Origin of the sequence: Achromobacter ruhlandii, assembly GCF_002082135.1 — a bacterium.
Classification (GTDB): Bacteria; Pseudomonadota; Gammaproteobacteria; order Burkholderiales; family Burkholderiaceae_B; genus Achromobacter; species Achromobacter ruhlandii.
The window spans coordinates 289,132-311,981 of the sequence record NZ_CP017433.1 but is presented as its reverse complement, the minus strand read 5'-3'; the positions used below and the strand labels follow the sequence as shown (position 1 = coordinate 311,981).

Annotated in this window: 22 protein-coding genes; 2 read left to right on the top strand and 20 right to left on the bottom strand. The window is 64.0% G+C overall.

Features of this window, described 5'->3' with window-relative positions; translation table 11 throughout:
• Positions 1-15: 15 nt before the first annotated feature.
• The 11 genes from AruCF_RS01380 to AruCF_RS01330 all read right to left on the bottom strand — a co-directional run bounded on the left by AruCF_RS01380 (position 16) and on the right by AruCF_RS01330 (position 10,515).
• On the bottom strand, positions 16-930 hold the full coding sequence (locus AruCF_RS01380) for a LysR family transcriptional regulator (RefSeq protein WP_049070892.1): 915 nt from the start codon (positions 928-930) through the stop codon (positions 16-18).
• Between the two features lie 25 nt (positions 931-955).
• Positions 956-1,840, bottom strand: coding sequence for an alpha/beta hydrolase (locus AruCF_RS01375; RefSeq protein ID WP_049070889.1), 885 nt, complete (start codon positions 1,838-1,840; stop codon positions 956-958).
• A complete protein-coding gene (locus AruCF_RS01370; RefSeq protein ID WP_049070888.1) occupies positions 1,833-2,594 on the bottom strand; it encodes a GntR family transcriptional regulator in 762 nt (253 codons plus the stop codon). The genes AruCF_RS01375 and AruCF_RS01370 overlap by 8 nt, the downstream gene beginning before the upstream one ends.
• 82 nt (positions 2,595-2,676) lie before the next feature.
• Entirely contained in the window at positions 2,677-3,702 is a 1,026-nt protein-coding gene (locus AruCF_RS01365; protein ID WP_049070887.1) for a carbon-nitrogen hydrolase family protein, read from the bottom strand.
• 19 nt (positions 3,703-3,721) lie between these two features.
• The gene (locus tag AruCF_RS01360) at positions 3,722-4,414 is read right to left on the bottom strand and encodes an ABC transporter ATP-binding protein (protein WP_049077403.1); all 693 of its coding nucleotides are present in this window, start codon (positions 4,412-4,414) and stop codon (positions 3,722-3,724) included.
• Positions 4,401-5,156 carry an ABC transporter ATP-binding protein gene (locus AruCF_RS01355; RefSeq protein ID WP_049070886.1) on the bottom strand — a complete coding sequence of 252 codons (756 nt, stop codon included), beginning with the start codon at positions 5,154-5,156 and terminating at the stop codon, positions 4,401-4,403. Before AruCF_RS01355 ends, AruCF_RS01360 begins: the two co-directional genes overlap by 14 nt.
• A 109-nt stretch (positions 5,157-5,265) precedes the next feature.
• A complete protein-coding gene (locus AruCF_RS01350; protein ID WP_049070885.1) occupies positions 5,266-6,252 on the bottom strand; it encodes a branched-chain amino acid ABC transporter permease in 987 nt (328 codons plus the stop codon).
• Positions 6,249-7,163: a branched-chain amino acid ABC transporter permease gene (locus AruCF_RS01345; protein WP_006392582.1), complete on the bottom strand. Its 915-nt coding sequence runs from the start codon at positions 7,161-7,163 to the stop codon at positions 6,249-6,251. Before AruCF_RS01345 ends, AruCF_RS01350 begins: the two co-directional genes overlap by 4 nt.
• The gene (locus AruCF_RS01340) at positions 7,160-8,329 is read right to left on the bottom strand and encodes an ABC transporter substrate-binding protein (RefSeq protein WP_083036500.1); all 1,170 of its coding nucleotides are present in this window, start codon (positions 8,327-8,329) and stop codon (positions 7,160-7,162) included. Before AruCF_RS01340 ends, AruCF_RS01345 begins: the two co-directional genes overlap by 4 nt.
• A gap of 58 nt (positions 8,330-8,387) precedes the next feature.
• Positions 8,388-9,299 carry a fumarylacetoacetate hydrolase family protein gene (locus AruCF_RS01335; protein ID WP_020925409.1) on the bottom strand — a complete coding sequence of 304 codons (912 nt, stop codon included), beginning with the start codon at positions 9,297-9,299 and terminating at the stop codon, positions 8,388-8,390.
• Positions 9,300-9,390: 91 nt separating this feature from the next.
• Positions 9,391-10,515, bottom strand: coding sequence for a cupin domain-containing protein (locus tag AruCF_RS01330; RefSeq protein ID WP_049070881.1), 1,125 nt, complete (start codon positions 10,513-10,515; stop codon positions 9,391-9,393).
• A gap of 207 nt (positions 10,516-10,722) precedes the next feature.
• On the opposite strand from AruCF_RS01330, the gene AruCF_RS01325 reads away from it, so the two are divergent.
• Positions 10,723-10,983, top strand: a complete 261-nt coding sequence (locus AruCF_RS01325) for a hypothetical protein (RefSeq protein ID WP_049070880.1) — start codon at positions 10,723-10,725, stop codon at positions 10,981-10,983.
• Between the two features lie 242 nt (positions 10,984-11,225).
• On the opposite strand, the gene AruCF_RS01320 is transcribed toward AruCF_RS01325, so the two are convergent.
• From AruCF_RS01320 to AruCF_RS01285, 9 genes are all read right to left on the bottom strand, one after another.
• Positions 11,226-12,338 (bottom strand): porin, encoded by a 1,113-nt coding sequence (locus AruCF_RS01320; RefSeq protein ID WP_049070879.1) that lies wholly within the window; start codon positions 12,336-12,338, stop codon positions 11,226-11,228.
• Positions 12,339-12,840: 502 nt separating this feature from the next.
• Entirely contained in the window at positions 12,841-13,956 is a 1,116-nt protein-coding gene (locus AruCF_RS01315; RefSeq protein ID WP_083036499.1) for a porin, read from the bottom strand.
• Positions 13,957-14,190: 234 nt separating this feature from the next.
• Positions 14,191-15,348, bottom strand: coding sequence for a hypothetical protein (locus AruCF_RS01310; RefSeq protein ID WP_049070876.1), 1,158 nt, complete (start codon positions 15,346-15,348; stop codon positions 14,191-14,193).
• 95 nt (positions 15,349-15,443) lie between these two features.
• Entirely contained in the window at positions 15,444-15,887 is a 444-nt protein-coding gene (locus tag AruCF_RS01305) for a helix-turn-helix transcriptional regulator (RefSeq protein ID WP_174655152.1), read from the bottom strand.
• Complete coding sequence (locus tag AruCF_RS29675) at positions 15,856-16,152, bottom strand: hypothetical protein (RefSeq protein ID WP_157130026.1); 297 nt, start codon at positions 16,150-16,152, stop codon at positions 15,856-15,858. Before AruCF_RS29675 ends, AruCF_RS01305 begins: the two co-directional genes overlap by 32 nt.
• Positions 16,153-16,792: 640 nt before the next feature.
• Positions 16,793-19,645 carry an AAA family ATPase gene (locus AruCF_RS01295; protein WP_070760804.1) on the bottom strand — a complete coding sequence of 951 codons (2,853 nt, stop codon included), beginning with the start codon at positions 19,643-19,645 and terminating at the stop codon, positions 16,793-16,795.
• Positions 19,646-20,018: 373 nt separating this feature from the next.
• Complete coding sequence (locus AruCF_RS01290) at positions 20,019-20,864, bottom strand: hypothetical protein (RefSeq protein WP_054438611.1); 846 nt, start codon at positions 20,862-20,864, stop codon at positions 20,019-20,021.
• A 146-nt stretch (positions 20,865-21,010) separates the two neighbouring features.
• Positions 21,011-21,184: a hypothetical protein gene (locus tag AruCF_RS28985; RefSeq protein ID WP_156517876.1), complete on the bottom strand. Its 174-nt coding sequence runs from the start codon at positions 21,182-21,184 to the stop codon at positions 21,011-21,013.
• Between the two features lie 412 nt (positions 21,185-21,596).
• Positions 21,597-22,379: a DeoR/GlpR family DNA-binding transcription regulator gene (locus AruCF_RS01285; RefSeq protein WP_026382209.1), complete on the bottom strand. Its 783-nt coding sequence runs from the start codon at positions 22,377-22,379 to the stop codon at positions 21,597-21,599.
• A 140-nt stretch (positions 22,380-22,519) separates the two neighbouring features.
• Between AruCF_RS01285 and AruCF_RS28980 the strand changes: the two genes are divergently transcribed.
• A partial coding sequence (locus AruCF_RS28980; protein ID WP_157130066.1) for an HAD family hydrolase occupies positions 22,520-22,850 on the top strand: 331 nt, incomplete at its 3' end.

Genomic DNA, 22,850 nt, shown 5'->3' with positions numbered 1-22,850 from the left:
CAATGACGCGCCGCTTCAGGCCTTGCGATTGGCGGTGGCTTCCCAAGCCGCCTCGGCGAGGTCGGCCAGGCGCGCCCGCGAGCGGTACAGCCGCACCTCGAAGGCGATCTCGTCGCTGCGGCCGCCCAGCGACACCAGGACGCCGCGGCGACAGTCGGCCGCCACCATCGACCAGGGCAGCCAGGCCACACCCAATCCCTTGAGCGCGGCGCCATGCGCGGCATCGAGCGAATCGATGCGCACGAACGGCGTCAGCGCATAGGGCGTGGATTCGAGCCGGTCGCCCAGGATGCGCTCCATCGACAGGCCGCCGGCGTAGGTAATCAGCGGCGCCGGCTGGCCGCCCTCGCTCAGCACATAGCGGGCGCGGCCGCGGCCATCGGCCTGGCTGACCGCCACCAGCTTGTCGGTGCCCAGCGTCATGTAGCGGTAGCGCACCGGGTTGAGCTGCATGGACAGAGCCGGATGCTCGTAACAGCACAGCAGGTCGACCTTGCCCTGCTCCAGCCGCATCGCCATGTCTTCCATCTTGCCAGTGGAGATCTCCAGTTGCGTGCCTTCGACCAGCACCTTCGGCGCGCGATGGCGCAGCCGCGCGATCCAGTCGCCCACCACGGTGCGCGACAGGCTGCGGCCGGTGGCGATGCGTAGTACCGCCTCGCCGCCCGCGCCGGAACTGCGGATGCGATGGCGCACCAGGCCCATCTGTTCGACCACCTGGGTGGCGGTCTTGAGCAGGGCCTCGCCCTCGGCGGTCAGCGTCACCGGCACGCGCTGGCGTTCCACCAGCGGCGCGCCGGCCCAGGCCTCCAGCGCGCGGATGCGGCGCCCGAAGGCTGGATGCGTGACGTGCCGCGCCTCGGCGGCGCGCACGAAGCTGCCGCTCTGCGCCAGCGCGATCAGGTCTTCGAGCAGTTTCAGGTCGGCCATGGCGCGCCCGTGTCCGTGAACGCGCTCAGGCTTGCGCCAGGCCCATCATCGCCAGGGTGGCGCGGGTCAGGTCGCTGGCCGGGTCCTCCAGCTCGTTCACCAGGTCGAAGTGGTTGCAATGCGGCGTCGGGATGCGCGTGGCCTGCAGGCCGGCGCCGGTCCAGGCGCGTTCGAAGGCTTCGGTCTGGTTCTTGAAACCCTGCGTCTCCAGGCCGCCGACGGCCAGCAACATGGGGCCGGCGCGCTCGGGCAGGTTGAAGATCGGGCTGTGGCGCGCCGCCTGCTCCGGCGTCAGTTGCAGCCAGGTATTGGGCAGGACGTCGCACAGCGGCCGCAGGTCGAACAGGCCGCTCAGCGCCAGCGTGCCCTTGATCACGTCGTCCGGCACGCCGTAGCGCGCCGGCCAGGCCGGCGCGGCCAGCATCGCCGCCAGATGACCGCCCGCCGAACTGCCGCCCACGTAGATACGCTCGGGATCGACGCCGTACGTCGCCGCGTTGTGGTACAGCCAGGCCAGCGCCGAGCGCATCTCGCGCACGATTTCCGGCAGCGTCGCTTCGGGCGCCAGCGTGTATTCCGGCACCGCCACCGCCGCGCCGGCGGCGTTGAAAGCCTCGGCCATCACCGGCGCGTCTTCCTTGCGCTGGCCGCGCCAGTAGCCGCCATGGATGAACACGAACAGCGGCGCCGGGCCGCGATTCGCCGCCGGCAGGAACAGGTCCAGCCGCTCGTCCTGGCCCATGCCGTAACGCAGGTTCAGCAGGCCGGGACGGCGCGACTTCACCGCGGCGGCCGACTCGGCGTAGCGGCGCACGCAGGCGTCGAAGTCCGCCACCGACTCGCGGGCGTTGTATTGCACCTCGCGCTCGGCGATGGTGGGGAAAAAGAGATCGATGTCCGCGTCACGCATGAATGGCCTGCCTGTCGTCCTGGGAAATGATGTGTTCGATGAATTGCGCCGTCTTGCGGTAATGCGCCGCCAGCATCGCCACCGAGCCTTCGACGTCGCGCGACAGCGCCGCGTCCAGCAACTGGCGGTGCTCGTCGTCAACATTGCGCTCCGGGCCGTAGGCGGTGGCGCCGGCGCGCGCCGGGCGCCGGTAGCGTTCAGTCTGCGCATACAGCTGCGTGGACAGGTCCAGCAGCCAGTGCGAGCGGCAGGCGCCGATCAGCGCGTGGTGGAAGTCCAGGTGGCGCGCCTCGAGCGATTCCTCCAGCTCCTGGCTGGGCGGCACGGCCTCGCCGGCGCGCTGCGCCGCCAGCGTCAGCGCGTGGTAGGCGCCGACCAGCCGCGCCTCCCAGGCGTCATCGGCGTTGGCCAGCGAGCGCCGCAGGGCGTCGCAATCGATCAGGATGCGGGTCTCGCAGGCGTCCCACATTTCCTCGACCGACAGCGGCGCGATGCGAAAACCGCGCGAGGTGGTGGTGATCACCATGCGTTCGCTGCGCAGCCGGTTCAGGGCTTCGCGGATCGGGGAAAAGCTGCTGCCGTAGCGTTGCTTGAGCAATTCCAGGCGCAGCGACTGGCCCGGCGCGAACGCCCCGCTCATGATGTCGCGCCGGAGCAGGCGGTAGACCTGCTCGGACAGCGTGATTTCCTCTACCTCGGCGTTCCCGTCGGCGCCGGGCTCGTCCTGGCGGGAAGCTTTGATTCTTGGCTTCAACGTGCTCTCCAGATGTCAGCGGCCTTGAGGCCGGGGCCGGCGGGCGCTCAGGCGGCCCATTCTACCCGCGGCCCGGTCGCCCCTAGCCGCGCGCCTCGGGCAACGGCTCGAAGTCTCCGTCCAGCTCGGCGGCGCCCGATTCGGCCAGGTCGTCGTAGCGCGCCGCCTGCAGCGGCCGCCGGTTCACGCGCAGGTCGAACACGTCGAAGCGGTTGTAGTGGCCGACGATGTCGTGCATCTGGCGCGGCTGGATGCAGCGCGACAGGTCGATGTCGGCGTAGACGATGCCTTCGTCGTCGATCAGCGGCTCGCCGATCACGCGCCCGTCCGGCCCCAATATTCCCGAAAATGCGCTGTTGCGGCGCGCCAGCATCTCGCGCGCTTCCGGATGGCTGGCGCTGATGGCGTCCTGGATCTCGGTGGAAATGGTCGAGCACGACACCACCGTGAACACCTTGCCCTCGAACGAGTGGGCCGCCGCCCGCAGGCGGATGGCCTCGGCCATGTCGTAGTCGGGCGGCGCCACCGGCAGCGAGATATAGCTGGCGACGTGCACCATCTCGCCCTGCGCCAGCAGCGAGAAGCGCGCCAGCGTGTTGGTGTTCTCGCCGCAGGCCAGGCCGCCGAGCTTGCCGACGGACGTGTCATACACGCGCAGCGACTCGCCGTCGCCGTGGGCCCAGGTCAGCTTCTCGGCCCAGGTCGGCACCAGCTTGCGGTGGCGGCCCAGGACGCGGCCCTCTTCGTTGATGAAGACCATGGTGTTGTAGATCGTGCCGACGCCATGCCGGCTGCGCTCGTTCACCCCCACCACCACGTTGACGCGGTGCTGGCGCGCCGCCTGGGCGATGCGGCGGATCTCCGGCCCCGGAAGCTCGATGGCGCTCTTGCAGAGCTTTTCGAACCACGGGCTGCCCTGCACCGGGTTCATCACCCAGCTCCAGTAGGGATAGGCCGAGACGAACACCTCGGGAAAGGCCACCAGGCTGGCGCCGTTGCCGGCGGCCTCGGCGATCAGCGCGCAGGTCTTGTCGACGGTGGCGTCGGTGTCCAGGAACACCGGCGCGGCCTGGACGGCGGCGGCCTTGAAAACGGGCAGGTTCAACATGCGTGTGCTCCTATTGCGGTCAGATGCCGAGATAACGTTGCGCCAGGTCGGGCTGCGCGGACAGTTCCGCGGGCGCGCCCGACCAGGCCACGCGGCCCTTGTCGACGATGTAGTGACGGTCCACCAGCGTCGCCATCTCGGGCAGGTTCTTGTCGATCACCAGGATGGTCTGGCCCTCGGCCTTCAGCGCCCGCAGGCAACGCCAGATTTCCTGGCGGATCAGCGGGGCCAGCCCTTCGGTGGCCTCGTCCAGGATCAACAGTTTGGGATTGGTCATGAGCGCGCGGCCGACCACCAGCATCTGCTGCTCGCCGCCCGACAGCGTGCGCGACGACTGCGCGCGGCGCTCCTTCAGGCGCGGGAACAGCGCGTAGACCCGCGCCAGGTCCCAGCCGCCAGGCGCGGCGCGCGAGGTCGCCACCAGGTTCTCTTCCACCGACAGCGAGCCGAACACGCGCCGCCCTTCCGGCACCAGTCCCACGCCGAGCCGCGCCACCACGCTCGGCGCGGGCCGCGCCAGCGTCTGGCCGCGGAACTGGACCTGTCCGCCGGTGGCCGGCAGCATGCCCATCAGCGTCTTGATGGTGGTGGTCTTGCCCATGCCGTTGCGGCCGATCAGCGAGATCACTTCGCCCTCGGCGGCCTCGAAGGCCATGCCGAACAGCACCTTGCTCGATCCGTAGCCGCCCGTCAGGCCCTCAACCTTCAACATGTTCTTCTCCCAGGTAGGCGGCGCGCACTTCCGGATGGCGCCGCACCTCGTCGGGCGCGCCGCTGAACACCACCTTGCCGTAGACCAGCACGCTGATGCGGTCGGCCAGCGCGAACACCGCGTCCATGTCGTGCTCCACCAGCAGGATGCCGTAGTCGCCCTTCATGCCCAGCAGCAGGCGCGTCATGCGCGCCGATTCCTCCGGCCCCATGCCGGCCATGGGCTCGTCCAGCAGCAACAGGCGCGGCGAGCGCGCCAGGGCCACCGCCAGTTCCAGCTGGCGCTTCTCGCCGTGCGCCAGATCGGCGGTGCGCACGTGGCGCCGGTCCGCCAGGCCGACATGGGTCAGCCATTGCATCGCCTGCGCCTTCAGGCCGGCGTCGCGGCGCGGATCGGACCAGGCGCCAAAGGCGCGGCCGCCCTTGAGCATGCTGGACAGGATGACGTTTTCCAGCGCGGTGTATTCCTGGCACAGCTCGGTGATCTGGAACGAACGGCCCAGCCCCAGCCGGGCGCGCTCGAAGGCGCGCAGCGCCGTCACGTCGCGTCCGTCCAGTTCGATGGTGCCCGAGTCGGGCCGGATCTCGCCGCAGATCTGCGCGATCAGCGTCGACTTGCCGGCGCCATTCGGGCCGATGATGGCGTGGATCTCGCCGGCGCGCACGTCCAGGTCCACGCCGTTGGTGGCGACGACCGCGTCGAAGGCCTTGCGCAGCCCGGATAGACGCAGCAGCGTCTGCATATCAGTCGTCCCCACTGTCGATGCCTCATCGGAATGCCGCGGATCCGGCTCCGCCGGTCCGCCGGCATGCCCCCTTGAGGGGGAAGCGCGCAGCGCTCCCGGGGTGGTCTCAATCCGCATGGCGCGTCTCCAGGAGGCGGCCGAACAGGCCCTTCTGTCCCCACAGCACCACCAGCACCAGCACCGGCCCCATGTACAGCAGCCAGTGCTCGGTCAGCGACGACAACATCTGCTCCAGCCCCAGGAACACCGCCGCGCCCGCGATCGGGCCCAGCAGCGTGCCCACGCCGCCAAGGATGACGATGGCCATCAGCTCGCCCGACTTGGTCCAGGCCGCCATGTCCGGCGTCACCAGCCCGGCATAGTTGGCCCACAGCACGCCGGCCAGCCCGGTGCCCACCGCCGACAGCACGAAAGCGCTCAGGCGGTACGGCGTGGGCGCCACGCCCAGGTTGATGGCGCGCCGCTCGCTCTGGCGCAGCGCCTGCAACACCATGCCGAAGCGCGAGTTGGTGACGCGGATGCACAGCAGCGTCCAGAGGGTCAGCAGCGCCAGGCAGACGTAGTAGAACGTCAGCGGGTTCTCCAGGTTCAGGCCCGGCAGCACGTTGCGCTGCGAGATCATCAGCCCATCGTCGCCGCCATAGAACTGCAGCGACACCAGGATGAAGTACACCATCTGCCCGAACGCCAGTGTGATCATGATGAACTGCACACCGCGCGTGCGCAGCGCCAGGTAGCCGAACAGCCAGCCCGCCAGCGCGCACACCGCCAGCGCGATCGGCCACACCACCAACGCGGCGTTGCTGCCGGCCCAGCCGAACAGCGGCCCGGCTTCGGTGGTGTGGAAGGCGATGATGCCCACCGCATAGCCGCCCAGCCCGAAGAACATCGCGTGGCCGAAGCTGACCATGGCGCCGTAGCCGATCACCAGGTCCAGGCTGACCGCGGCCAGGCCGTAGATCAGGAAGCGCGTCACCACGCCGATCAGGAACGGCGTGTCGGTGGCCGCCGCCGCGCCCGGCAGCGCCAGCAGCAGGATCAGCCCGGCCAGCCCCCAGCGCGCGCGATTCGAAAGTGTCTTTGCCATCATCATCCTCGCGCCGGGAACAGCCCGCCCGGCTTGGCGATCAGCACGATCGCCATCAACACATAGATACTGGCCGAAGCCAGGCCCGCCGCCAGCGGATCCGCCGTGGCCGGCGAGAACACCGCGCCCAGCAGCTGCGGCAGGAAGGCCCGCCCCATGCTGTCGACCATGCCGACCAGCAATGCCCCCGCCAGCGCGCCGCGCACCGAGCCCACACCGCCGATCACGATGACCACGAAGGTGGTGATCAGGATGCGCTCGCCCATGCCGATCTCGACGGCCAGCAGCGGCGCCGCCATCACGCCCGCCAGTCCGCACAGCAGCGCGCCCAGGCCGAACACCAGGGTGTAGAGCTTCTTGATATCCACGCCGAGCGCATCGACCATTTCACGGTCGTCGGCGCCGGCGCGGATCAGCATGCCGATGCGGGTGCGGTTCACCAGCCACCACAGCCCCACCGCCACCAGCGCGCCGACCGCGATGAACGACAGCCGGATCAGCGGATACTGGAACCCCGGCGCCAGCGTCACCGCGCCTTCCAGAAACGACGGGATGCCCACCAGCGGCGGCCGCCGGCCGAAGATCAGGCTGACCGCCTCGTTCGAGAACAGCAGCAGGCCGAAGGTGGCCAGCACCTGGTACAGGTGGTCGCGCTTGTACAGCTTGCGGATCACCAGCACCTCCACCGACAGGCCGTACAGCCCCGCCCCCAGCAGCGCCGCCAGCACGCCCGCCAGGAACGAGCCGGTGGTGCCGATGGCATAGGCCGCGCAATATGCGCCCACCATGTAGAACGAGCCGTGGGTCAGGTTCACCACGCCCATGATCCCGAAGATCAGGGTCAGCCCGGCGGCGAGCAGGAACAGCATCGCGCCGAACTGCAGCCCGTTGAGCAACTGTTCGAAGAGCAATGTCATGACGGCATCTTGCAGAGTTGGGCGTAGGCGTCCTTGTCATCGGACACCAGCTTGCGCACCAGGCGCGGCGACAGGCCGCCGTCGGCGTCCTTCTCGATGCGCATCAGGTACAGGTCCTGCACCGGATGCTGGTTGGTGTTCATGCTGAACTTGCCGCGCAGCGAGGCGAACTCGGGCTTGCGCAGCGAGGCGCGGAACTCGGCCTGGCGCGACAGGTCGCCGCCGGTGGCCTTCAGGCCGACGCCGATCAGCTGCGCCGTGTCATAGGCCTGCATCGCGTAATCGGTGGGCACGCGGCCATAGGCTTCCTTGAACGCCTGCACGAAGGCTTTGGACTGCGGATTGTCGAAGTCCTGCGACCAGATGCCGGTGATGTAGGCGCCCTGCGCCGCGTCGCCGGTGGCCTTGATCATGCGCGCATCCATCGAGAAGCTCGGCATCAGCATCGGCACGGTCTTGTTCAGGCCGGCCGCGGCATATTGCTTGACGAAGTTGATGCCGGTGCCGCCCGGATGGAACTGGTAGACCGCATCGGGCGCCAGCGACCGCACCCGCGCCAGCTCGACCGAGAAGTCCGACTGGTCCAGCTTGGTGTAGATTTCGGCCACCACCTCGCCCTTGTAGGTGCGCTTGAAACCCTCGATGGCGTCGCGCCCGGCCTGGTAGTTCGGGGCCAGCAGCGCCACGCGCTTGTAGCCCAGCTCATTGGCGGCCACGCCGCCCGCCGTGTGGAAGGCATCGTTCTGGTACGAGGCCACGAAATAGTTCGGGTCGCACTTCTCGCCGGCAAAGCTCGACGGGCCGGGGTTCAGGCTGACGTAGAACGCGCCCGACTTGACCACGCCCGGCGCCACCGCCGCCAGCACATTCGAAAAGTTCACGCCGGTGAACAGCTTGACGCCCGACTGCAGCATGCGGTCGGCCGCCTGCTTGGCGTTGGCGGGCTTGAGGCCGTCGTCCTCGATCACCAGCTGCACCGGCACCCCGCCCAGCTTGCCGCCGCCCTGCTTGATCGCCAGATTGAAGGCGTCGCGCTCGTCCTCGCCGATGTAGCCGGCCGGCGTCGACAGCGTGGCGATGAAGCCGATCTTGACTGGCTCCGCGGCGTGCGCGATGCCCCCCAGCGTCCAGGCCAGGCCCGCCGCCAACATGGTTTGCTTGATCATTGTTTTCCCCTTGGAGACCGCCGCGCCCGCCGTCTCGTGACGGGCGCTGGAATTTCGCCTAGACCGCCACCACCGGATGCCGCAGCGTGCCGATGCCTTCCACGCACGCCACCACCACGTCGCCCGGCCACAGCCACTCCTGCGGCTTGCGGCCCGCGCCCACGCCCTCGGGCGTGCCGGTGGCGATGATGTCGCCCGGCTCCAGCGTGATGCCGGCGCTGATGTCCGAGATCAGGAACGGCACCTTGAACAGCATGTGGCGCGTGTTCGAGCCCTGCTTCTTCTCGCCGTTGACCGTCAGCCACAGGTCCAGCACCTGCGGATCGGGAATCTCGTCGGCCGTGACGATGCAGGGGCCGAACGGCGCGTAGGTATCCTGGCCCTTGGAATAGATCCACTGGCCGGCGCGGCGGCAGTCGCGCGCGCTCATGTCCAGCATCACGCTGTAGCCGAACACGTACGACAGCGCGTCGGCCTCGGCCACGCGCGTGGCGCGGCGGCCCATGATCACCGCCAGCTCGACTTCCCAGTCCAGCTGTTGGGTGATCTTGGCGTTGTGCTCGATGGCGTCGCCCGGGCCGATCACGGTGGTGGGCGGCTTGGAGAAGATCACCGGCTGCTTGGGCAGGTCGGCCGAGGTATCGAGCGTGCGGCTCGACTCGGCCACGTGCTCGACGTAGTTCAGGCCGATGCCGAAGATGTTCTTGCGCGGACGCGGAATCGGCGCCAGCAGCTTGACGTTCTCCTGCGGCAGCGCGGTGCCCACGGGCCAGGCGCCGCGGTACGACTCCATCAGCTTCGAGGCCTGCGCCACGGCCACCGGGCCCAGGTCGATGAAGGCCAGCATGTCGTCCGGCAGCGCCACGCCGCCGGCCTGCCCCAGCAGGGCCAGGTCGATCACATAGCCTTCGGCCAGCGCGCCCAGGCGGGCGGCGGCGGTGGGATGGGCGCGAAAAGTTACCAAGCGCATAGGAACTCCAGGAAATTCAAGACGAGTTGAGACAGGCGCCCGGCCTGCGCCGGGCGGCGGATGAAAATTCAGTGGGGGTTGGCGCCAGCCGCTAGATCAGTTGCTGGTGGCCGTCGTTGTCCTTGACCGCTTCCTCGCGGTAGAGCGCCAGCGATCGCATCACCGGCAGGTCGTTGAAGCAGAACAGGCACGCGTCGTCGCTGGACGACAGGTTGGCGTGCTCGTGCACGGCCCACGACGGCACACAGAAGATGTCGCGCTCGGTCCAGTCGTAGCGCTTGCCGTCGATGACCGAAAAGCCGCTGCCCTTGGCCACCTGGTAGAGAAAGCTGCCGGTGTGGCGGTGGGCCTTGGTGTGCTCGCCCGGGCGCAGCAACTGCATGCTGGCGCCGATGGTCGGCATGACCGGGCCGCCGGTGGCCGGGTTGACGTACTCCATCAGGATGCCGTCATAGGGGCTGCCCGCCGACACCCGCGCGTGGCGGCGCAGCGCCTCGTAGGTGGGCTCCCATTCGTACTTGAACAGGGGCGAATACGGCTTGGTCCAGCCCGTCGTCTGCGGCCGCAGCGCCGCGCTGCCCCACAGCGCGCTGGTGTCGTCCACCGGGTGCGTCACGGTCTGGTTCAGGTCGGGATGCACGGCGTAGAAGCCGGCCTCGAACGCGTTGACCAGCGGAATGTCCAGGCCGTCCTGCCAGATGCAGGTGGTGCCGTCCTCGGCCACGCCGTGCTCGTGCCAGGTGCCGTTGGGCGTGAGCACGAAGTCGTTCGCGCCCAGCGTCATCTTGTGGCCGTCCACCACCGTGAACGCGCCCTTGCCTTCCATGATGAAGCGCAGCGCCGAATGCGAATGCTTGTGCGCCGACGCCAGCTCGCCTGGCCGCATCACCTGCAGGCCCGAATACAGCCAGCCGACCGCGGCGGCGACGTCGCGCCGGCCCGGGTTGTTCAGGTAGATCACGCGGCGGCCCGCTTCCTCGGGCGACACCAGCTCGGCCGAACGCAACACGTGGCCGCGCAGTTCCTGGTAGCGCCAGACCACCGGTACCGAGGCCGAGCGCGGCGCCCACGGCTCGATCTTGTTGGCCACCGTCCAGAGCGCGCCAGTCTCGAGCCGGGCCAGATCCTGGTAATAGGCGATGCGCTCCGGCGAATCCGCCACATTGGCGCGGCCAGCGGTGTCTTCCCGATAGGCGTCGTACCTGTTCGCTTCCATCCCTTGCCTCTTTTTATAAAAATCAAAAGATTTTCGAAAATATTAGAGGTGGCGGCCGAATCGGGCAATGATTGCGCGCTAGGGGTTTTCCTGGGGCCCGTCATCCGCCTGGAAAAAAACCAGCGACGAATCCGAAAATACTGTACAAAAACACAGTGTGACGTGCTACATTGCGCTCGCCCGAAAAACGTCTTCCAGGAGACTCCTGTGTCCGAAGCCGCTCAAATCGCCCAGACCCACGTCGTCCAATACATCGTCGTTCCCTACCGCGCCGCCGCCAATGGCGTGGCCCCCGGCGAAATCCGGCCCGCCAGCAGCGAGTTCGGCGCCATCCGCATCGCCAACTCCATGGCCGGCAAGTTCGCCGGCGTCGCTGCCTACGAAGTCATGATCGACAAGGAAACCGGCGACATGGAATCGCCGCGCATCCTCGCGCAGATCGGCACAGTGCCGTCGCTCGACGACTGACCGCGCCACGGCGGCCGCGCCAACGCAAACGCCGCCGGCGCCGCGATGCGACGCCGGCGGCGCATGGACCGCCGAGCGTGTGCCCATCCCGCCGAAGTTGGGGTGAGCGGACTGAGAGTGGAGCTAGGGAGGTGGCCGCTTTTTTCGCGTCTGTGGCCGGGTAAGACGCCCGGTCCGCTCACTGCAACCGCGGCGTCCGGCGACGCGCAACCCGCGCGCGCCGCCGGATCGCTGGCCGCCGCTTAGAAGCGGTGACGCACGCCCACCATGCCGACGGTGCTCTTCAGGCCGTCGACGAACGCGAAGTTCGTGGCGTACGAACCCAGCGCGTACAGGTTGGTGCGCTTGGACAGGTTGTAGGTGTAGCCCAGGCTGTAGATGTTCATGGTCGCGTCGTCGCCAGTCAACGAAGTGTTGTTGGCGTCGGCGCGCTGCCACGAGGCCAGTATGCTGCCAGCGCCACCCATCGGAGCCGACAGGCCGACCAGGTACGAATTCGACTTGAAGTCCTTGGCGACGGCGTTGCTGCGGAAACTCCTGGCTGCCGGGCTGCCGCCGCCGAAGGCGTTGAGCGACCGCCCGGTTAACCAGCCGTCGCGCGTCTGTCCATAGGCCAGCGCCAGCTTGATCACTTCAAAGTTGTACGACCCGCCGATGATCCACTGCTTCGGCTTCTCGTCGGTGCCGAGCTGGTTGGCCATGTTCAGCTGGTCGTACGTCAGCGCCAGGTTCATCGGACCGTTGACGTAGCGCAGGCCGGTGGTGATGGCGCGGGTGTTGTTGGCGGTCTTGAAGCCGGTTTGCGCGGCGGTCGTGTCGGCCACGTTGAACGAGTAGCCCAGGCCGAACTGGAAGCCGCTGAACGACGGGGTCTGGTACATGACCATGTTGTCGTGGCGAACCGTGTTGGCGGCACTGAAGGCGGTGCCGACGCTGGCCTGGCCGTAGCTGGTGCCGAACGGATTGATCGCGACAAAGTACTTCGAGGCGATGTTGGTCTGGCGGCCGAATTCCAGCAGGCCCCACGAATCCCCCTTCAGGCCGACGGTGGCCTGGCGACCGAACAGGCGGCCGCTCTGGCCCGACTGGCCGTTGGCCGAGTTGAAGCCGCTTTCCAGCGTGAACACGGCGCTCAGCCCGTCGCCCAGGTCTTCGGCGCCACGCAGGCCCCAGCGCGAACCGCTGGACACGCCGTTGGCCATGCCAACCTTTGATTCCTTGTAGCCGTCGTTGCCCTCGATGCGCTGGAAACCCACGCCGGTGTCGATCAGGCCGTACAGCGTCACCGAGGTTCCCGCCTGCGCCACGCCGGACAGCGCGGCGCAGAGAGCGGTGAGTAGCAGAGCTTTTTTCATTGCAGATTCCCGTTGGTTGACAAGGCATGCGTGTGCGGATCGACACGCCACGCAGGCGGCAATTTCCGCGCATGACTGGAACGGATTCTAGGAACGCTGCAACTCAGCCATTTTGAGCGCTATCAGCATTGACTCGGTACTTGACCGAAATCAGACGTATCCGTGACGGGGAGCCGAAAACCGCCTGGGAATCTCCCTCGCGCCACGGCTAGCCATCGCAATATGCCCAGAACGACGACGCCGTTGATGGCCGCCCGACCGACAAAGAAAATGGCCGCCGCGCAACAAACAAAACGCCGCCGGCATCTGCATGCCGGCGGCGCGCATGCCGCTTCGGGGAGCTCATCCCACACAGGGTTGGGGTGAGCGGACTGAGAGTGGAGCTAGGGAGGTGGCCGCTTTTTTCGCGTCTGTGGCCGGGTAAGACGCCCAGTCCGCTCAATGCAACCGCGGCGTCCGGCGACGCGCAGCCCGCGCACGCCGCCGGATCGCTGGCCGCCGCTTAGAAGCGGTGACGCACGCCGACCATGCCGACGGTGCTCTTCAGGCCGTCGACGAACGCGAAGTTCGTGGCGTACGAACCCAGCGCGTACAGGTTGGTGCGCTTGGACAGGTTGTAGGTGTAGCCCAGGCTGTAGATGTTCATGGTCGCGTCGTCGCCGGTCAACGAAGTGTTGTTGGCGTCGGCACGCTGCCACGAGGCCATGATGCTGCCCGCGCCACCGACCGGAGCCGACAGGCCGACCAGGTACGAATTCGACTTGAAGTCCTTGGCCACGACGTTGGAGCTGAAGCTCTTGCCCGACGGGTTGGCGGCGCTGCTGAAGTTGTTGAGCGACTGGCCGGTGAACCAGCCGTCACGCGTCTGGCCGTAGGCCAGCGCCAGCTTGACCACTTCGAAGTCGTACGAACCGCCAATGATCCACTGCTTCGGCTTCTCGTCGGTGCCGAGCTGGTTGGCCATGTTCAGCTGGTCATACGTCAGCGCCAGGTTCAGCGGACCGTTGACGTAGCGCAGGCCGGTGGTGATGGCGCGGGTGTTGTTGGCGGTCTTGAAGCCGGTTTGCGCGGCGGTCGTGTCGGCCACGTTGAACGAGTAGCCCAGGCCGAACTGGAAGCCGCTGAACGACGGGGTCTGGTACATGACCATGTTGTCGTGGCGGACCGTGTTGGCGGCGCCGAAGGCCGCGCCCACTTTGGCCTGGCCGTAGCTGGCGCCGAACGGATCGATCGCGGCGATGTACTTCGAGGCGATGTTGGTCTGGCGGCCGAATTCCAGCAGGCCCCACGAATCACCCTTCAGGCCAACGGTGGCCTGGCGGCCGAACAGGCGGCTGCTCTGGCCCGACTGGCCGTTGGCCGAGTTGAAGCCGCTTTCCAGCGTGAACACGGCGCTCAGGCCATCGCCCAGGTCTTCGGCGCCACGCAGGCCCCAGCGCGAACCGCTGGACAGGCCGTTGGACATGCCAACCTTCGATTCCTTGTAGCCGTCGTTGCCCTTGATGCGCTGGAAACCGATGCCGGTATCGATCAGGCCGTACAGCGTCACCGAGGTTTCAGCATGTGCAACACCGGACAGCGCGGCGAACAGAGCGGTGACGAACAGAGTCTTTTTCATTACAGATTCCCGTTGATTGAACAGACATGCGGAGCGGGTCGGCAAGCAGTGCGAGCCACGACACCGCGCATGACGGGACGAAGTCTAAAAACGCTGTATGTCAGTTTTTGGGACGCAGCCACAACTCGAACACAAGCGGTGCCAAATCCGCATCGATCTGTCGCGCAACCACGACATACGACGTTATCCACGGCATGTGTCCACGCGTGTCACACAAGTGCGGTAACAAGGCAATTACCTGCCGCGGGATGCGAAGCGCCAGCAGGCGGTCTGCGCCTTGCTGCCCGCGGTGATCTGGCTCGAATCGAACGATTCGATCAACGGCTGCCCATCGATGCAGGCCACGATGAACGTGGACTGCGTCGCGTAGCGGTACGCCAGCCGGTGCGTGGCGCCCGGCTCAAGGCCCAGGCCTTGCGTGACGTATGTGCGCTTCGTGCGCGAGAACTCGCTGCCGCGCGATTGGCAGACCGTGCCATCGCGCTGCCCATTGGCGGCATAGACGTTGCAATAGCCGACCGCCACGGGCACCTTGCAGATATTGGTGTAGGTGATGTAACCATCGGATGTCTGCCCGCGCTTCAGGCAATCACTGCGATTGGGACCGTATGCGAGCGCCTGGGTGCCTTGACCTGACTTGGCCGCGCTTGCGTCCGCGCCCTGCGTTGGGGTCCTGCGGTCGGCCTGGCGCGCCGACGACCTGCTCAACTGCGCCACCTTCTGCGCCCAGGCCGTTTTCAAACAGCCCACCATGGGCTGCTCCGCCCCCTGCCGGCCAGCCTGCAGCGCCTCGTACTTGCGCAGCGCCTCCTGCGCCTCGGCCAGCGTCGCGCCATTCAATTGCTTGTTGTGCCGATTTATCGCGCTCGCAGCGCCCGCGGCATTATTCGGTCCATAGATTTGCCGTATCTCCGCCTCGCAGACGGGTTTTGCAGGGGAGGCCGGCGGCGGATTGCCGGACGCTGCCCGCAGCGACTTCGGCGCCCACTGGACGATCTGCGGCGGAAAACCGTTTTTCCTCAGAACGCCAATGCGATACTCATATTCCGAGCGCAATGCATTGTCGTCCTTGTCCTCGCCCAGGCCCGCGATGGCGCATTGATAGAAATGGGGGCTGCCGTAGCGTTCGCCGTTATCCTCGCGGTACTTGCCGATCCCCTTGAGATAATCGATCCATTGGACCCTGAGCGCTTTCCATGTTGCCTCATCGGCCCTTTCAACCTGGAATATCTCCGTTCGATAGAACTGGTCGGCGCCGATGCCCTCGCCAACGCGTGACAACAGAATCCCCGCCTCGCAATAAGCGGACGCGGCCACGGCGCCGTGCGCGGCCAGCATTCCGAACAGGAAGAAAAGCGGACGAACCACAATACGGAAGGAAAGCGCGCGCATAAAGCCCTCCAAGCGCAGTAAGCGGATTGGGACGATATTCCCAATCCGGCCGCCCCCGCATCTCCAGGATTGGGGATACGGCGGGGCTGCCATCCCTACGCCTGCAACACCAACGCGCTCAACTGCGCGGCCCGCCTGATTCCCGTTTTGGCATAGATGGCTTTCAGTTGGAATCGCACGGTTCCCAGCGATACGCCGCGCACCTCGGCACATTCCCGCGGCGACAAGCCATCGCAGCAAAGCAGCATCGCCAGTTCGGCCTCGGCCCGGGTCAATCCATGGAACAAGCGCAGGCGCTCCGTCTTGGCCTTTGGCGCGGCCAAGGCCACGCCGCTCATCAGCGTCAGGCGGCCTTGCGCCGCCCCGGCAAGGCGCGACCGCTCGGGAACCGGCGTCAACGCCAACGGCAACGGCGCACCGGAACGCTTGCGCAGCTGGATGCCGCCGGCCGCGCAGGCGGCTTGCCACTCGGCCTCGCTGGCGCCATGCGCGCTCACGAAGCGGCCGTCAACGAAACGCACCGCGGGTTCGCTCGTCATCAGCGCCTCGGCTGTCGATCACCAGCACGGCCCCCGGTGTCCATTGATGAACGTGGGTGGGCGCCAGGGTGCGGTTCAAGAGTTGCTGCATCAGGGCCTTGGCACGCGCTGTTGTGCCATGCATGCAGCCTGGGTCAAAGCGCACAAAGGGAGCTCCCTTGACTTTGATCGTTGCGTAGAACGACTGGGCTCCTGTGCGGAACAAGAAGGGCTCTGCAAGCGCTTCCTCGTAAAGGTCTGTGGGGACCAAGGTGGAGGCGTCCAAGAGCTCAGTGTCTGCAGTTCTCGCGGGACACTCGTGCATCCCCATCACTAGGTAGCGCGCGGGCTCAACGCGATGGCTCATGTCCATGTGCCACGGCTGCTGACCAGTTCCCGACATCCGGCTCAAAGAGTGTGGGTGCGCCATGTCAGCTAGCTTTGGCGTTAGCCTATCCACGAGACGTCGGGTGCGGGTTGTAATTGGAGTCCCGAGAAATTGTCCGAGGGACAGCACAGCCTGCTCAAAGACGTCTGCATCATCCGCCATGTGTTGGGTGGCAACCCAGCCGCACTCTTTCAGCATCCTGCATTCATTCGGGTTGAGTGGCTGATTTGTCGGTGCCATTGGATCGGATTAGCTGCGCTTCTGTCGAGTTAAGCTGTGTTTTACCGCACTTTGACTGACGCAGATTCGCTCTGCTTTCGCTTCATACAGCGGGTTTTTGATTTGGTAGGGGGTCTTTTGGAAACAAAACCATCGTCGGTCTTGCACACGATTGCAGAGCATTTTCATAGAGATGCAAATGATTTTGCGGCTCGATTTGATGCACTTTGGGAACATGGTCACTTATACACAAGATGGGGCGGGTGCCCGGCAGAATGCCAGCCAAGAACAGCCAGAGCTGTACCAAGCGGAATAGAGTTCAGGGCAGTTCTTTTGTTTGCTCGCGTTGAGCGACGCTAGCGAGACACTGCTCGATGAACTCAAGCTCCTGCCCAAGCTCGGCGGCGCGCTTTTCCAGCGCTTTCAACGCGGCTTGGTGCTCCTCCTGCACGTCTGCTGGCGCTTTAGCGAGCCCTGCCAACTTCCTCTGGCTTCTCTCAATTTTCTCGTTAAGTTCGGCAAGGTATTTTTGCCCGGACTCCTTCTTCCTCATCGGAAAGAGCTGGCACTCCAGAAAGCGGATGGCATCGTAGATTCTCAACACCTCACCGCTGGTTTTCGAGTGCATGAAGTTCAGGCTGCCCTCGTCGAAGGCGTGATGCTCCTGGTTCTGACCACCCCAGTTGACCAAGTCATTTTTGATGAAATTGAAGTACGACAGGTCGTAGTTAATGAAAGGCTCCACCAACGAGAAAGTATGCTCCAGGCTGACCTGCAAGTACATGCTCTTCTTAAGCTGCGACTTGTTGAAGTTGGCCGTGACTCTAACGCGGTTTTCGATGCAAAACTCAAGCACTATGGATTCGAACCAGATGCGGCAATAAAGCAACGCCTGGCGGACGTCGAAGACCGACAATGCCAGATAGACTTTCTTCTGGAAGCCACCCGCATAATCAATCACCACAATGCCCTTATTCGTGTAGCTGAGCACATGACTGGCGTGCTGATCGCACTGAGGGTGACGGTCCGCGATGTTGCAAAATCGCTCCCAGAAGAGGCGGTCATGGGTGGTTACTACCATTTGGATGCGGCGTAAGTAGGCATCGCTGAAGAAGAGATCGATGATGTTTGATCGATGATCTGTATCGATGGCGTTGACCACGTCATCGAACACGATGAGCGGGAAATTGTTTTTCTCAGCCATCGCCAGGAGGATCGACAAACCCAACGTTCTCAGATGCCCTTCACTGAGCACAGCAAACGCATCGAGCGATGATCCGTCTAGGTTGGTGATCTTGATCCGGTAGCTTTCAGCCTGACGTTCGAAGCGCAACGACGTGATTTGCTCATGGTCATCGTCGTGGTTGTTGATAGCTCGATAGTACTCGGCAGCTTTGGCTTCGATCCCGATGATTCGCGCTTTTTCCAGCTCCAGCTTGTAATCGAGCAAATTGCGATAGAGTGTTCGATACTCTGTCTCCAGATCCTCGAGCAGCTGGTTGAAGCGGCTGTTATCCACTGCATCGTTCAGCAATGCCACTTTCTGCTTTACCAGGTCTGCCATCTGATCGTTGGCGACTTTGAACTCGCGTTCCGCTATTTTTTTGCCGTCGAACTGCAGCTTCAGAGATTCATCTATTTCTTTCAACTGCGTCACCCGCGCGTCGAGTCGGGCTGCCTGGGCCGCTGCATGACCGACCTCCCGACGCTTGCGCTCGCAGGCAATTAAGTAGACCTCCATCTGATCTGCACTTCGGGCGCAAAGATCCAGAAACGAGTCGAGGACGGCGGGTGCCACTTCCGAACGATCGGTAGCGGCATGGAACTTTGCAAGCACCTCATCCAACGCGCACATATTCAACGTGCAGGGAACGTCGGCATGCTCGTTGTTCTTCACCCCGCTGATTCCCGTGGCGACTTTCGAAGCCCAGAGCACAATCCGGGCGTCGTTTCGCAGCTTAGATTGTTTGAGGGACTCCAATGCACACAGTGCTTTGATCTGCAGTCGCGCCCTCTCGAACGGTCTAACTACCACTTGATCGAGGGGAGTCAGGCATGCAGGACAGGTTTCACCGACCTGTAAATGCTCGATTGCTTCTAATGCCTCAAAGAAGGCGCGATAATCGACGTCGCTGGCCCTCTGCAAAAATGCCGCTTCGATATTGGCTCTTCGGTGAAGCAAACGCTGAGCGACGGCACAGATGCGCTTCACCTGCTTCAGCGGGATAGCGAGCGGGGCCCTGGAGGCGCGCAGGCGCTCGGCACCACGAATGTGCATTTCTATTGTGTCTCGCAGCCGCAAGACCTTTCGTCGAACATCGAAGTCCTGGTTGGGCCTCAGCCCCAGCAGCCTACAACTCTCGGATATCGATTTTTGGAGGTCTGCCCTATGCTTACGTCGCAGTTGGCTCAGGGTGACGCGGGTGCGTTCCAATAGGTCCAGTGCGCCGGCTCGATCCGCACGCACAAAGGCCTTAAGCGAGAAGCTTTCAGGCCGAACGAATCTAGAAATGACCTCCTGGAGTTCTTCCAAGCCGAACAAGGTGGCTAGGACATCCCTCTCTGCACTGCCAGTATCCTTGGAGCCCAATAGCGAAAATTCTTGAAGGCGATTGCGGTCGATGAAGCAGCCCGACCAGCTGATGCTCCGTTTAACTTGTAGCCGGTCTGTTCCCATGAGCATTAGCTTGGGCTTGGTCTCTCCTCGTGCGATGTACTGAGTGACCTTGGTCTTGCGCCTGGCCGCTTCTTTGATATCGCCGGTGGTACCAATTTCCAACGCCTCGCACAGCGATGATTTGCCGCCGCCATTGGGTGCGTAGAAGATGTTTTTGAGCTTGCTGAAGCGAATGAAGGTGCCAGTGTCGTCAGGGCCAATTTCTCCGAAGCCTCGGAAACTTTTCACGCGAAGGTAGTCCAAAGTACCGAGGCCGGACGGCGGTATACGATCCAGTTCCGGCCTACTGTCGAGCACCTTTTTGAAGCGTGCGGCCATCCGTTGGTAGTTGCGACCCAGTAACTGGTCAGCTGCCACGGTGATATGTGCTTTGATATGGTCGGAGTAGCGGCCCTTGTCCTGGTTGGCCTGGTACATACACCAGAGCAACGCAAGGTATGCGTCAGTGCGCCCTTCAAGATTCTGCCTTGCAAAACTCAAAAGGTACTGGCTCATTACAACTCCTCCGTGATGCGCATGATCGTATTCAGACTGAGAGCAGAAAACTTTTACCCCAATTCAAGTGTCGAGGCCTTCGCAATTGTTGCAATCTGCCGATCTGAATCTGGTGCGTAATCTGGTTCAGCTCGGCTTATGCACATCAAAAATCTACCGACCACGCCCCATCTCATCATAATCAAGGACACGAACACCGTAGATGCAGCCTGCAAGAGCGAAAGGGGCATACTCTGTGATTCGCGCCGGAGCGCAACGGAGGGCACCAACAGCGAAACTGTTGGCGTCAGCTTAACCAACCGGTTAGGCTGGTGACAGATGCTTGAGCGATTGCGTTACTCACGGCGTTGCGTTTGCTGTATGAATTTAAGCCTCACCGCGGGTGAATGCTTTCGACAACTTCAATGCCCAGCATATTCTTGAGTGGCTTCAGTCTTGCGGGGAGCGCGCACCCCAAAACGAGGACAGCACGAACATCGCGCTCTGCACCAGCCGCCTGGGCCTGAGCCTCCATCACGGCCCGGTACTTGACGCACTGAAACAGTCCTCGCTGAATGTCCAGCTCCGAAGAGATATGTGACTTAACTTCAGCACCCAACCAAAGCCGGCGATGCTGAAAGGAAACGTCCAATGCGTCTCCCGATAAGAGGCACTCCTCCATTGTTCCGTGCGGAGCCATTTCTGGTAAGCCAACGATTGCTGGATTAGCCGCCACATATGCTTTAAGCCGCTTGTGCTCCGGTCCTTCACCGCCACCGCCGAAATTCGGAAGCGCCTGCACTGCAATGCCAGCATGACGTCGCAAACCCACTTCTTCGAGAACTTCAGTCCAGTAGGGGTAGCCGAAGACTCCGGCCAATTCCGCCTTTACCACTGCGCGCTTTTTATCCGCAGGGAGAGACGTATAGTTGTTCTTCTTCACCAAGAACCATCCAATGCCCTCGCCGGGTAGGCCGGTGTTTCCATTCACCACTACGCACTGAATCGGAGGCACCTTCTCCTTCCACTTCCGAGAAAGACCCTCCATCGTCCGGCCCACACTGCCGAGCACGTAATTCAAGTTCCTTGGGTTCGGCATCCCAAGTTCGAAAGCAAGGTCCGAGTACGTGATGGTGTTCCTGGCCTCAGCCTGCCGAACCAGTAGAGGCAGAGCTTCACGAGCACGAACCTGATAAAGCTTGTCGCCAGCTATTGGGGCCGATACGAGCGCAGTTGCCATTCTTGTTCTCTTGTCGATGAGGACTAACGATTGAATTCAGCGGCTGCCGTAGGCTGTCCGCTGTGGTAGCAAAGGTGTCAGACTGCATTTCTCCGAGATCGCGGCCGCGACAGCAGCGAGGGCTAGGCTCTCTCTTCCGCGTTGAACTACAAATCGGCGAACGGCATGCAATCCAGCAGGGTACGTAGCTGAACCTCCCACTCTTCGGCGTCCTTGATGTCGGTAGTCGGATCCTCACCGAGATCCTGCCAAGCCTTGCTTAGCTCAAGACCACCAAAAGTCCCGCAGCCGCCATACCGGAAGAAGTCCACGTGACGCAAGAACGCTCGTCGAGGGGTTGTACGAGATGATGTTAACAGTTGTATCACGTTTTCTTAGGACTGCAGCAGGTATGCGCTGACGGTGCTCAGCTTAGAAATGGCTGGTCTATCTGACGGGAAAGCCCGTTGAATAGCTTCGCTGATTGCAGTCGCGTTTGGCCTAGTGGAATCTTGGCCGCCACTTGGCTATCAGGCCCCTCATGCCGCAGCGCTTTGTAACCTGTGGGAGGGGAATATGAAGGGAACGCCGCTTAGCAGACATTCCTAAACGGACGTGGAGTGACCGCAACGGGTCGTCATCGGCCGGTCAGCAAGGACGACTCTCGGCCAGAAGCGGTCGTATAACTTGCCCTTTTGAATGTCCGCTTTAACTCGCCATTGAGAGCTCGACCGGGTCCGCGCCCCTACCCGCCTAGGCGCTGATCACCACTTCCACGCCCTGGGCGCGGATCGCGGCCACGACCTCCAGGTCGGCCGCCGGATCGGTAATCAGGCGCTGCCCCTGCTGCCAGGCGGCCACGCGGAAACTGGCATGCGCGTTGAGCTTGGTGTGGTCGGCCATCACGGTGGTACGGCTCGCCGCCGCGATGAAGGCGCGGTTCATGGCGCCATCCTCGCTGTCGCGCATGAATATGCCGGCGGCGGACACCGCGTGCACCCCGAGAAACGCCTCCCGGATCTGGATGCCCGACAGCGTGTCGTTGTCGGCGCGCTCGATAGTGGCCTGTTTGCGCGTGTCGAGCCGGCCAGCCAGCACATACACATACGCCATTCGGCTCTGCCCGGCCGCCGCGGCCACGGAAAGCCCGTTGGTGATGACGTGTAGATCCTGGTGGCCGCGCAGAGCCTGAGCCAGCGCGTGCGCAGTGGTGCCGGCGTTGATCAGGATGCTGTCGCCATCGGAGATGTACTGCGCCGCGCACTCCGCGATCGCGGCCTTCTCGGCCGACTGCTGATTATGCCGCTCGGCATAGCTGTACATCTCATAGCGCGCATTGCCCTCGGCCAGCACCTCGTGCAAGGCCACCGCGCCGCCATGGGTCCGTGCCAGCATGCCTTTGTCGCCCAGTTCGAGCAGATCGCGGCGGATGGTGATGGGCGAGGTCGAAAAGGCCTGCGCCAGATCGCGCACGGTCACGGCGTTGGTTTCCTGCATACGCGCGAGGATGCGCTGCTGACGTTCGGCTTTGAGCATATTTGATCGTTATCGGGCCGGGGCCGCCACCCTATCACACAGAGATGTCTGGAGCCTTAAACGATGGAATGATCGATATTGATCTTTTATAAACGAATTTGTTCATATCTGCGTCACATTCGATCAATAAAGTAGCGGACATGACAACTTTCACCCCCTATCCAGCGATCGTTTTTGATCTCGACGGCACACTGCTCGATACTTGGCCCAGCCTGCTGGCGGCCGTGCGCGCCGTGGCCCCGGCCTCGGCCCCCAGTCTCGATCCGACTGCGCTGCGTCTGGCGTTGAGCCAGGGCGTCGGCCCAATGTTCAAACGCGCCGCCACGCAACTAGCCGGCCCTGAAGACGGGGTGCGTCCCGCGCTGTTCGCGGCAATGTCGCGCCACTATCTCGATCACACGCTGGTGACGGCCACGCCCTACGCCGGCACCGGCGCACTGCTGGCCGGCCTGCGGGCGGCCGGCCATACGC